Source organism: Marinobacter sp. (assembly GCF_041984545.1).
Taxonomy (GTDB): Bacteria; Pseudomonadota; Gammaproteobacteria; order Pseudomonadales; family Oleiphilaceae; genus Marinobacter.
In genome coordinates this window covers 18432-27703 of sequence record NZ_JBHIXV010000044.1, presented here as the reverse complement: position 1 = coordinate 27703, position 9272 = coordinate 18432, and the positions used below count along the sequence as shown (strand labels likewise).

At 59.8% G+C, this 9272-nt stretch carries 4 protein-coding genes; all 4 read right to left on the bottom strand.

Annotated elements, in window-relative coordinates; translation table 11 throughout:
• Positions 1-41 precede the first annotated feature (41 nt).
• The 4 genes from ACFC20_RS16100 to tssM all read right to left on the bottom strand — a co-directional run bounded on the left by ACFC20_RS16100 (position 42) and on the right by tssM (position 9255).
• A complete protein-coding gene (locus ACFC20_RS16100; RefSeq protein ID WP_375193892.1) occupies positions 42-2846 on the bottom strand; it encodes a hypothetical protein in 2805 nt (934 codons plus the stop codon).
• Between the two features lie 39 nt (positions 2847-2885).
• The gene (locus ACFC20_RS16095; RefSeq protein WP_375193891.1) at positions 2886-3425 is read right to left on the bottom strand and encodes a DUF4123 domain-containing protein; all 540 of its coding nucleotides are present in this window, start codon (positions 3423-3425) and stop codon (positions 2886-2888) included.
• Between the two features lie 17 nt (positions 3426-3442).
• The gene (locus ACFC20_RS16090) at positions 3443-5566 is read right to left on the bottom strand and encodes a type VI secretion system Vgr family protein (protein WP_375193890.1); all 2124 of its coding nucleotides are present in this window, start codon (positions 5564-5566) and stop codon (positions 3443-3445) included.
• Positions 5567-5667: 101 nt separating this feature from the next.
• Positions 5668-9255, bottom strand: a complete 3588-nt coding sequence (tssM, locus tag ACFC20_RS16085) for a type VI secretion system membrane subunit TssM (RefSeq protein ID WP_375193889.1) — start codon at positions 9253-9255, stop codon at positions 5668-5670.
• Positions 9256-9272: the final 17 nt, after the last annotated feature.

The window sequence follows — 9272 nt, the reverse complement described above, 5'->3', positions numbered from 1 at the left end:
AGGATACGCCACCCCTTCAACCTGCTTCCATACACCAGAAATCACCATAACTCCATCATGCCACTGCCGACAGCGGATACCCCAAAGGCTACTGATGCATCTAAATCCCCACTGTCCCATTCGTGAACCATATCCAACAGCGACACCGAAATAGAGAGTCCCGCAGTAACCAAACCGCCTAGCATGCGTTTCGTGACAATTTTAGGAATAGCTCGAGCGAGCGAGGGAAGTAATCGCTGGAAAACCGGATTGGTTGTTTGGAAAGCTGCATTGTTGAGCTTCGAAAAGGCGGTGCCCCAGATTTTGAGCTCCGTACTTAATCTCTCTACGGCGATAGTGCCTGCGAAAAATAGATCCGCTCCTGCACTTACGATTCCTAATCCCGCTCGTGTAAGACCTTTCCGCGATTCAACCTTTTTTAGTAGGCTAAACTCCCGCCAAATGTTATGCCCCTCAATCATCAAAACCAGATATGGCATCCGTACCCTGTTGAAAAACTCGTCCCACGACTTCAGCCGGCGCATATCCCTTTGGGCTCGGACGACCGCGGAGTTCTCCGGCGCTGCATAAACATGTATCTGCCTTGCTTCGGCCGTCTCGGCCAGGTCAGGGATGGCCGATTTGCGGGTGCTCGCCAAAGGATTGCCGTGTCTGTCCAGATACTCTCCATAGAAACGACGGTGGCCATTGTTTCTATGCACGTATTCCCGGTCAGCTTCGGTGAGGCCCAGCTCCAGTCCGGAGGCTGGATCACTGAGCCCCAAGATGAGCCAGCCCTGCGGGACTGCATTACGCGCAACCAGTTGCACGCTACTCAGTAGTGCCGGATCGCGGGCTTTGGCCATACGCAGCAACGGACCATAAAGCCGACTGTCTAGCCTGTAGGTCTGGGACTTCATGCGGTTAGCGAGGGCACGCACGTGTTTGTCGATACCATCCAGGATTGCGCCGATGCTGCCCATCCAGCGCTTGAGCTCAGACGAGAGGTCAATGCTGTCGGTTTTTACCAGCGCAGCCAAGGCTGCTGCGGTCAGTGTTTGCACCTCATCTGGCTCTGGTGGCTGCTCCGGAAGTTTCTTCAGATCCTCAGGACGACACCGCCCATCCCCACAATCTCCCCGAACGTCTTCCGAACGTGCGCTGACCGCTTTCTCGGGTGGAAACAACATGTTGTGCAGAGGTTGGTCGCTGCCTTCCTTCACAATATTCAACACCAGATCGTTGGCATCCCGAATCTGGGCATCGCTGGCCGCCTCTGTCCGCGCCAGGTGGTCAACGCTGTTGGTATCCATCGCCAGGATCTGAAATATCTCCCGTGCCAGAGCAAAGCCCTCGATATAGTCGGCCTGCGCAAGACTGAAAAGATCGGCCAAGGCGATTTGATTTTCAGTTTGCCGCACAAGGCCTGCCAACATCTTCTGCGCCTCAACCAGTTCTTCCCGGGCCAGTTGCCGCTGTGCTGTCAACAGATGGGTATGCAAGGGGCCAAAGAGGCTGGTCTCAATGGAGTCTAGGTACTGATGTAACGGATTTTCCTTCCCAGCCAGACGTTCAGGCCCCATAAGCCTATGAACCAATTGGGCACTGTTGCTGTGAGGCTGCTTCTCGACCTCCTCGAGTAAGCGTGTCAACAGACGATGTGCATCCAGTGCCCGGGTAAGATAGCGCCTCAGCGAAAACAGCTTGTCTTCGAGAATTACGCCGGCGTACTGGTTTTCTTTTGCTTGAGAAAGAACGTCTTCCGAGGCATCCAGCGGCTGCCAGAATTGAGGCTCCGTGGCCTCTTTGTCACCGATTTCATCCAGCGCATCGGCCCGGGCAGCGGGGACGCCAATTAACGGCGCATCGCGATATCGTGCCGATTCCCACGCCGCTTCCGCGGAAGTCCCCCCAATACAGAAGGCCTGCAACTCCTCTTTCGCTTGACTGTACAGATTACTGGCATACGTTCCCGCAAGGTCGTATACCTGCTTCCAGGGCCTGGGCAGTCGCTGTTCCAGATATGGTTCCCTGGAACGCATTTCAGGCAAAGACGCCAATGGCATCAACTGACCGGGGGCAACAACCGACTGTCCAGAAACCGAAGTAGACGTGACTGCGGGCTCGGGACCCTGCAGAGTCTGGCAACGTCGCATTCGGGCCTCGGCGTCCCTTTCAAGATAAGCTATCCGCTCAACAGAAAACTGCACTTCTGAAAAGGCCAACTGGAATTCATTCATGATGGTGGCATTCATTTGGCACACCGGTAACCAGATAGCTGGCAGAGCCTTCCCTACGACTGCCCGGCGATCCTCCGTGACGCCTGCCAAACCCGGCTCTCGATAGTCCGACAGACGAACGTCACGAAACCCAGGCTTACCAGTATCCACTTGGCCAACTTCAAGTTCGCGCCACAGCGTGCCACTCCGGAAAATGTAGATAAAACCCGAGCGCACCGGCACTACATTTTCGGAGGGCTGTCCGGGCTCAGGATTGGCATAGTGCAAGGCTGTTAGCGGCACAATGGGCCAGATCCGGTTCCACTGACCATTCAATTGACGAGGTGTGGAGTCGACATCACTGAAAAATGAAACGCGGATGGGCGCTCCTTCTTCTGCGTCAATATCAAGCCAGATGTTATGAGCAGGCTGTCCGCTGCGAGGCCAAAGGTGAAGAACCGAGTCCTCAAGGGACTCAAGGCGTACTTTATTCTCCAGCCATTCCTGCTGCTCATAGTTGGTCTCATCAAAGATTCTGAAACTGTGCCCCTCCGGATGGTCCTTCCCCATCACTTCAATGATGAGCGATTCGCCCTCACAGGCAGGGCCGCAGTTACCGGCACCCTGGTTTGAATTGCTCTCAGACATCCCTGTCATTCCTTGCTTTGTATAGCTGTGAATTCAATCTCAGACTGTAACCGTGTTCAACGCCCGCCACTGTGTTTCGCTCAATGTGGGCATTGGAAACATGGTAAAGGGGTTTGGTTTTTCCGTGGTTTGCCAGCGGGCCCCATCCGAATCACCGTGCCAGTAGATAACACGCTCCACTACATCCGATTCCTCTCGCATGGTCGGAGACAATCGATACCATATGTCAGGATCGTAGAAGCGCAACAAACCCTGTCGTTGTCCGTTAAAACGCACTTTCAAACGCGCTCTTAACCATTTCGTGACAGAGTCCAGGCCCTCTGAAGATTCCAGGATCAGCCCTGTTAATCGCCCTTCCTTCAATCCTTTCAACGCCCATTGATATTCAGCACTACTCTGGGTTGCTTCCAGGACAACCGGGCTTTCAGCCAGGTATTGCTGCCAGTCTGTTTCCGCAAACAAGTGAATCCACTTCGGGTTGTCTGCCAGTTCGTACAAAGACCGAACAACAGGTGGGTTCTGGCGGGCTTCCAATACCAGGTAACGCACCTTTTCAGACGAAGGTTTTGCTACAGCCACGAACCTTTCCCCTCCGACTATGCTGACTGGTTTTTGCCACAGGGGCAGTTCCCCAGTGGACACGAACCATCCGGTTGCTGCTGGCACTGCTCAACAATGGCCGTTCCTTGCATGCGAGCCTGCCTAAGGCGATGAGCAACCACCGCTTTGGGCTGGGCATGCATCCGTTGATCGACTTCTGCCAACGCAACCGGCGCCACAAACCCACCCGCAGTCGTCACCAACCCCGGCATCTCCGGCACCTGCACCCGCTGCCCACTCCCCTTGCCCGGCGCACCACCCGCATTCATCTTGATGCTCGCGCCACCCATGGCGACGCCGCTGGGGTCGATTTTCACAAAACTGCCGCCGGCCTTTAGGGTGATTTCCGCACCCGCTTCAATCACAGCCTTTTGGCCGGCTTTGATATGCAGTTCGGTGCCAGACTCGCTCAGCCAGGCGGTGCCGGCTTTCAGGTGCAGGGTGCCGGTTACGTCAAAGCTGTGGTCCTTGCCGGTTTGTTCGCGCTTTTCGCCATCCACGGTGCGGTGGCTGTTGCCCCTGGTGTGGCTGAACCGGTTGTTCTCCACCGTCAGGTGGCTGTCATTCCGGATGACTTCGGTGCGGTTGTGTTCGGTAAGCAGCGCCAGGTCTTTCTGGGCATGAACGTAGATCTGTTCCTGGTCGGCCTCGTCTTCAAAGCGCAGTTCATTGCTGCCCTCGCCCTTGTGGGTTCTGGTCTTCAGGGTGGTTCTGGTTTTGTGCTCCGGCAGCGCGTAGGGCGGGGTGTTGGTGGCGTGATGGGTGCGACCGGTGACAATCGGCTGGTCGGGGTCGCCATCCAGAAAGGAAACGATGACCTCGTGGCCAATACGAGGCAGAGCCATGAAGCCATATTGACCACCGGCCCAGTCCTGGCTCACCCGGAGCCAGGCGCTGCTGTGCTCGTCGTTGGCACTGTAGCGGTCCCATGGGAACCGGACTTTGACCCGGCCGTAACGGTCACAGTGGATTTCCTCGCCTTCCGGGCCGGTCACCACCGCCATCTGGGGGCCGTCCATCAGCGGCTTGTGTTCGCACAGGGGGCGCCAGGTCCGGTCCGCCGGAATGGTGCTGAAATAGTTTTGGTAGGTGGTGGCGCCGCTGCCGCCCTCTTCTTCCAGTGCCTGCGGCTGCCGACCGGTGTGGGTGACAGCCACCAATAGCCAGTCGCGATTGAGGGCCTCGTTATCATGATGGGTCAGCGCCACTCGGGCGCCGGCCACAAAATCCGCGCGGTTGCTCTCGCCGTTGCCCGTGTTAGCGTCGTTGCGCAGGGCATCCAGCCGCGCGGCCGTGAATCGCTCACCGGCCTGATCCTGCTTGAAACGACCCGGATACTCATAGTGCTGATAGTCGGCCCGGTGGGAGGGACTGGCGGCGCCCTGCTCCTGCAACAGACCGTAGGCCGGGTTCCTGAAGGTGTAATCCTTCATGGCCACCGAGGCTGCCCGAATCCGCTCCCGATGTTCGAACCGATACACGCAGGGCCCCTGCTCCGCGCCGCCGGCCCGGCTGTTGTACTCAGCCGCCTCAAGCGTTGGTGCACTGCCGTGGTGATCGGCCAGGATCAGTGCCGGCGACTCCTGGCCATCAACGCTCCCGTGGCGGTACCGGTAAAACCAGCCCTCTTCGGCCGCCAGACGTTCAACAAAGGCCAGGTCGCTTTCGCGATGCTGCACACAATACTCCCGCTCTACGGGCGTGTCTTTCAGTTCGAATTCGGTATCAACCACGCCCCGTTCTTCAAGCAGGGCGCGGATGATGTCCCCGGTGGTCTGGCCCTGAAAAATCCGGCTGTTGTGCATAAGGCCGAGTCGCCACACCGGCGGTTGAATCACCAGTTCGTAGCGGGTTCTGCGATGACCTGAATCACGCCGGACGAATTCGCTCACCACCCCGGTGAAACGCCGCACGGCGGCGCCGTCACGCCAGATAACAAGGTCTGCCGGCTGCTCCAGAACCGCCGCCGCCAGCACCGATGGGTCGGAACTGGCCAACTCGATTCGACCGTGGAAAAGCTCGGATAGCCGCTCGGTCAGCGCAAAGCCAACGAGGGCAAAGTGATCGGAGGGAAAGCCACCAATGGTGACCGTAAATTGCAGTCCGCTTGCCTGGGGCATGTCTTCGATCCCTGAAGAGTATTGAATCCGTTGCCTCGCTGTGTCCCTGGAGGAGGCCCTGGCCCCTATCAAAACCTCCTGTTCTGATCGGGGCCCCTAGTCTAATACAAGCTGCGTGGTATGCGGTACCCCGCCAGTAACTGCTGTGTGAACGGGTTGGTGTTGCTGGCCGCGTGCAGGCGATAGCGCATCTCGCCGTCGTCCACCTGGAAGCGGACATCCACGGCGCTGTCGCTCACGCCGGTGATGTCGGCCTCGTCGAGGAGCCGGAACAGCGCCCAGGGCCCCGATTCGGACAGACTCCGGGGCGATCGGTTAACCTGAACCGGCACCAGGGTGATGCGGCTTTCCACCGAATCCCGCAGGGTGTTGGGCCAGACCAGCGGAATACTCTGGCGCGGGCCATGGCTGAACTCCACCAGCTGGCCATCGAGATTGACCACACTGCGTCGCTTGTTCGCGGACAGGTTCAGTGGCTCCAGGGCAAATTCCACGTCCAGGGAGCCACTGCGAGTAAAGTAGGCCCGCCGAATACGGTCGGCGCTCTCCAGGGAGGCCATGACGTCCCTGCGTACCAGGCTGGCCCGACGAGCGTCACCCACCTGCTCCGGGTGATCCTCCAGGAACAGCTTGAGGTTGTCCTGGTAGAAGGTGTCCAGGATACCGCCCGGGGCGAAGAAGCGTTCGAAGTCCTGCAACGCCACGTCACGACCGGCATCCGGACTGAACGGATAGTGCCGGGCCAGGTTTTGCTGGAATGGCTGATAGACTTCCCGGTACCAGTCACGTTCCAGCTGCGCCACCGCGTGATCCAGCAATACCCGCCAGCTTTCGGTGGCAAGACTGGTGAGGAGTCGATTCAGGGGCTCAGGCTGATGGTCGGCCATGCGTTGCAGGGTGAAGATGGGATCGGCGCCCTGCAGGCTCAGCCGGGCCCGAGCCGCAGCCAGGGCGGCCTTGCCCTGGTCCGGTGCCTCCTGGACGTTGCGCAGGTACTGATGCAACTCGTTCACCACCACCATGACCTGCTCAAGGCCGGTGGGCTGATCGCCATTCGGGGCGGTCAGCTGGTTGAGGTCGGCAAAGCGGCGCTCGATGTCCTGCAGCATCCGGAAATGGGCGGACTGCTCCAGCAACTCTCTGGCACCGGCCGTTTCACCTTCGGCCGAAGGCACCAGCTGCGTGTTGTCCCGCACCCGGGCGAGCAACCGGGCCAGGGGCTCGTGGCCGCCGGTCAGGCTCTCCAGTACCCGGACGCCGTGATTGAGGTCCTCAAACCTATGGATTCGGATGCGGCTGATTGCGGTGCGCCAGGCGTTCGTGTAGTGCTCGGCATAAAGCGACTGCAGACTGGCGCGTAGCTCCGCTTCGTCGGCCTCACTGAACTGGACGTCATCCCGGCGCCCAAGCACCCAGGCATCAATCAGGGCCAGCTCTGTGACCGAGCCGGATTTGCGGAGGAACCATTTCTCGAGGCCTGCGCGGGTCAGCAGCGCGGGAATGGTCAGCGGGTCCTGCACAAGGGTGCCTGTGTCTGCCGGCTCGCCGTGCTCATCCACCCGGGAGAACACCGTGGCAAAGGCCGGCCCCGCCGCCCGCGCAAGCTCCAGTGGCGCCTGGAACTCACGCTCGGCCTCCATTTCGAGGTCCCGGTACACCCGATTGGGTGTCGGTACGCGACCGAGTTCATGCTGGGCCCACTCCACACTGCTGATAAAGGGCGCCAGCGCCATGTCTGCCACCGGGTCACCGGCGCGTCGCTGTCGGGCCAGATCGGTGTGAGCCATGGCATAGTCAAGATGCCCGAGCAGACGTTCCTGCAAAGCCTTTTGCCCCGGAAATTCTTGCTGCCAATAGGCTTTCATGTAGCCGTTAACAATATCCTTCCGGCGGCCGCTGGCGTCGTAAAGCATCCGCAAGACCCGCAGGTGGTCCAGACGCTCGTTGGTGTCCCGGGCCTCGTTCATCTCGGCCATAATACCCACCATCAGGGATGGCAGGTACTGGTAGGCCAGCATGTCCAGGTAAGAAGACTCAACCTCCGGACCAATACGATGTCCCTGGTAAAGACCCATGTCGCGCAAATACGGCCAGTTGCGGCGATGGTCACCAAAGGCAAGCGTGGCCTGGCGCAGTTCGTCCAGGGGCCCAAGCAGGTTACGGCCTGTGGTGTCGGGCTCAAAGCCGACCGGCTGCCAGTTATCGATAAATCCTGTGACCCGCTCCTCGACGGCCGCCGCCGCTTCGGCGTTCTTGATGAAGAAATGCTGCCAACCGGCGGTCATGCCGGCACCGGCACACAGGGCAATCACTGCCGCCGTAGCCAGGCGACGTTGGCGCCCGCGCACCACCCGTTGATTGTCACTGGCAAGCCCGGCCTCGGGATAGATAACGCCGGGAAACAGGGTCTCGGTAAACAGATGCGCCGATTGACCGGCGCGCTGGGCCGGCTGTATGGGCGTGGCCAACTGGTAACTGGCCGCTGCCGCGGATACGAAGGCATCCTCCGGTACGCCTTCCTGCAACACCGAGGTAAAGTAGGTGCCTCGCACCAACGCCGGCGTGGAGAACACATCGGCCGAGAGCAGGTCGGTCAGGAACTGCTCAAGGGCCGGTTTCAGGCCTGCCAGCTGCCGGGTGAACGAGTACGCGGCGGAGCGCTCCTCGGCATCCCGGGTTTGCACCAGAACGTCCGGCAGGCGGTCGGTCAGCCGCCCGACCATCGCCTCGAACCGCTCGGCAAATTCCTGAAGCCAGTCATCATTGTCGATCTGGCCCTCGAGCCGGAAGGTGAACCCCAGAACGGATTCTTTTTCGGATCGGGTGAGCGTACGCGCGAGCGTCCCGAAGCCGTACAGCAGATCCAGCTTGGTAAAGGTGACATACACCGGCAGACGGGAGCCGAGCTGCTCCATCAGTTCCCGAAGGCGGGTTCGCAGTACAATGGCCTGCGCTTTGCGTTGCTGCGGATCGGCAACGCTCAGGCTGGCCAGATCAACGGCGACCACGACGCCATTGAGCGGTCTCTGCGGACGATTCTGCTCGAGCCAGGCTACAAAGTGGTGCCAGAGCCGTTTCTGGACCTCGGCGCCGGCTCCTTCGCCATTGCTCTGGCTCAAGAGCTCACCGTCGGGGTCAATCAGCACGCCCTGGTCACCAATCCACCAGTCAAAGCCAAAGGCATTGCGATCGGCCCTGTGGTTGCGGGTCACGTTGGTGAGGGTGTAGGTCTGGCCGGAGCGCTGGATCAGGCTGGTTTTGCCAGCGTCCTCAAGCCCCATCACAAGATACCAGGGCAGCCGATAAATCCCGCGGCGGCCCGGCAGGTTGCTTTTCAGCGCCGACAACTGCCGGTCCAGCAACCGCTGCTGTTTGCGCTCAAGAGGCAGAATGGGATCCTCCTGCTCGCGCTGCTCCTGCGCCTGCTTCACGTTCACCTTGCGCAGGCGCCGGGCCAGGACAAGGCCCCACACCATCGCCACCATCAGCACCACCCCCAGGGTAACCAGGGCCCGCATCTGCCAGGCGGCGAGCGGGTATTCCCCTCCCATCTGCCAGCGGGGGCCCAGCCACCAGGTGGCCACCAGCAGGGCAATAACGCCCAGCGTCAGGGTGACCGGGGCTGCGTTTTTCAGATACGGCAAAAGCCAGCGACCGATGAGTAAAGCTTTTCTCCACATGGTATCCATTCCCGGTGTTCTTCCTT

What these genes read in the sequence shown, in the direction of transcription:
- tssM (WP_375193889.1), bottom strand. Translation starts at nt 9,255, where the DNA reads ATGGATACCATGTGGAGAAAAGCTTTACTCATCGGTCGCTGGCTTTTG.
- ACFC20_RS16090 (WP_375193890.1), bottom strand. Translation starts at nt 5,566, where the DNA reads ATGCCCCAGGCAAGCGGACTGCAATTTACGGTCACCATTGGTGGCTTT.
- ACFC20_RS16100 (WP_375193892.1), bottom strand. Translation starts at nt 2,846, where the DNA reads ATGTCTGAGAGCAATTCAAACCAGGGTGCCGGTAACTGCGGCCCTGCC.